At 62.8% G+C, this 2,469-nt stretch carries 2 protein-coding genes; both read right to left on the reverse strand.

Features of this window, described 5'->3' with window-relative positions; genetic code table 11:
- Positions 1-115: 115 nt before the first annotated feature.
- Positions 116-1,279, reverse strand: a complete 1,164-nt coding sequence (locus EN879_RS31895; RefSeq protein ID WP_024504752.1) for a spermidine/putrescine ABC transporter substrate-binding protein — start codon at positions 1,277-1,279, stop codon at positions 116-118.
- Positions 1,260-2,396: an ABC transporter ATP-binding protein gene (locus EN879_RS31900; protein ID WP_013528932.1), complete on the reverse strand. Its 1,137-nt coding sequence runs from the start codon at positions 2,394-2,396 to the stop codon at positions 1,260-1,262. The genes EN879_RS31895 and EN879_RS31900 overlap by 20 nt, the downstream gene beginning before the upstream one ends.
- Positions 2,397-2,469 lie beyond the last annotated feature (73 nt).

The following is a 2,469-nucleotide window of genomic DNA, read 5'->3' on the forward strand; positions in this document are numbered from 1 at the left end:
CATGGCGGTCAAAAAATTCCTGCGAAGACGGCGGCCGTGCATGAAAAGATTGCCCCGGTGCCGGCGGGCATAAACCCGCCGGTCAAATTATCTGAGTCGAATTTGAGGCCGTCGCTCAGGCCGACTTGAAGCGCGCCATCAATTCGGCGCGGCCCGGATCGGTCAACGTTGCCGCCGCGCCGAATTCCAGCGGCGTCAACAGGTCGGCTGCCGGATAGAGGATCGGGTTGTCGAGCACCTCCTTGGGCAGCAGCTTGTTGACGCGCGCATCGGTCGACGGCGCACCATTGGCCAAATGCTCCTTCACCGCCACCTGCGGATTCATCAGGTAGTTGAGCAGCGCGTAACCGGCGGGCTTGTTCGGCGCGTCTTTCGGAATGGCATAGAAATCGGTCCAGATCTCGCCGCCTTCCTTGCCCAGCACATAGGCGATCTCGGGAATGTCGCGATGCAGCTGCGCGCCGTCATTCGTCCAGCACATGGTCATCCACGCGTCGCCGGCGCGCATCCCCGGCTGGTAGTCGGAGGAGACCGCGAACAGATGCGGCTTGACCTTCAGCAGCAGCTCCTCCGCCTTGGCCAGTTCGTCCTGCTTGAGCGAATTGAACGAGTAGCCGTAATATTTCAGCGCATTGCCGATCGTGGTCAGCTGGTAGTCATGCACCATGGTGCGGCTGTCGCCTTCCGCCATGGCGGTGTCCCAGAACTCCTTCCAGCTCGTCATCGGCTTGGTCAGCTTCTTGGTGTTGACGGCAAAGCCGGTGGTGCCCCAGTTCTTCGGCACGGCGTAGATCGTCCCATCGATCGTGCCCTCCGAGGTGAAGCGCGGATCCTCTTGCGAGCCGTCGAAATTCGGCAGCTTCGCCATCTCCAGCGGCTCGATGATGCCGAGCTTCTTGTAGGTCGAGATCGTGTAATTGGTCGGCACGAACAGGCTCCAGCCCGAGGCCCCGGCCTGCAGCTTGGCCAGCATCTCCTCATTGGAGCCGAACACGTTGACCTCGACGGCAACGCCGGTGTCCTTCTTGAAGTTCTCGAAGGTCGCCGGGTCGTGATAGTTCGGCCAGGTGGCGATCGACATGCGGTCGCCAAGGCTTTCGGCGGCAAAGGCTGGTGTCGGCATGATGCCGATCTCGCGCGCCATCACCGCCGTGGCAATGCCAAGGCCGGTGAGGCCGAGGAAGTCGCGGCGGCCGATCGAGCCGCGCTTCAAACGCATCAGCTGGTCGACGAAATTCTCAGGGCTTATCGGCAGTCCGTCACGATATGATTTCGACATGTTTATCTACCCTCTGGTTGGCCCCGTTGTTCTTGGTCTCCGCAAACGCCAGCGGCGTTCCGGAGGCAAAGCCGATGGCGACGGGTTCACCCGGCTTGAAGAGGTTGCCGTGACCGATCAGGTGATCGGCTTTGGCCAGCAGCGTTCCGATGCCCTTGACCTCGATCGCGTATTCCGCCGTCGAGCCCAGGAATATCCGGTTGCGGACGATGCCCTTGAATGGGCCGCTTGCCTGGGCGCCGAGACTGAGCGATTCAGGACGCAGGCTGACCGAAACGACCTCGCCCTGCTGCAAAGCGGTCCGTTTGCGCGCCGCAATGACGGTGCCGTCGGCAAGCGCCACCTCCACCAGATCGCCCGAATGCCCGGCGACAGTACCGCTCAAGAGATTGGTCTTGCCGACGAAATCGGCAACAAACAGGTCGGCCGGTTCGTCATAGATCTCGCTCGGCTGCCCGAGCTGGACGATGCGACCGCCATTCATGACGCAGACGAAATCGCTCATCGACAGCGCTTCCTCCTGGTCGTGCGTGACCAGCACGAAGGTGATGCCGATCTCGCGCTGCAGGTTCTGCAGCTCGATCTGCATGTCGGTGCGCAGCTTCTTGTCGAGCGCCGCCAGCGGCTCATCGAGCAAGAGCACCGCCGGCTTGTTGACCAGGGCGCGGGCAAGCGCCACACGCTGCTGCTGGCCGCCCGACAGTTCGTGGATCTTGCGGCGGCCATAGCCGGCGAGCCGCACCATTTCGAGCGCCTCGCCCGCCCTTGAGGCGATCTCGCGCGAAGACAGCCTTGGCCGCGCCTGGCGCAGCCCATAGGCGACATTGTCCTCGACATCGAGATGCGGAAACAGCGCGTATTGCTGGAACACCATGTTGACCGGCCGCCGGTAGGGCGGCGTGCCGGCCATGTCCTGGCCGCGAATGAACACCTGGCCTTCGCTCGGCTGTTCGAAGCCGCCGATCATGCGCAGGCAGGTGGTCTTGCCGCAGCCGGAGGGACCGAGCAGCGCGACAAAGGCGGAGGGCGGGACAGCGAGATCGATGCCGCTGACCGCGGTCACCGCGCCATAGCGCTTGGTGACGCCGCGAAATTCGATGTCGGGCACTGCGGTCAAGGCTGATGGCTCCAGCAACAGGGCAATATCGGAACGCTACCAGAGCCAATGGCGGCTAGTATATACCTCTCAG

The sequence above is a fragment of the Mesorhizobium sp. M7A.F.Ca.AU.002.02.1.1 genome, assembly GCF_003998535.1.
Classification (GTDB): Bacteria; Pseudomonadota; Alphaproteobacteria; order Rhizobiales; family Rhizobiaceae; genus Mesorhizobium; species Mesorhizobium ciceri.

What these genes read in the sequence shown, in the direction of transcription:
- EN879_RS31895 (WP_024504752.1), bottom strand. Translation starts at nt 1,279, where the DNA reads ATGTCGAAATCATATCGTGACGGACTGCCGATAAGCCCTGAGAATTTC.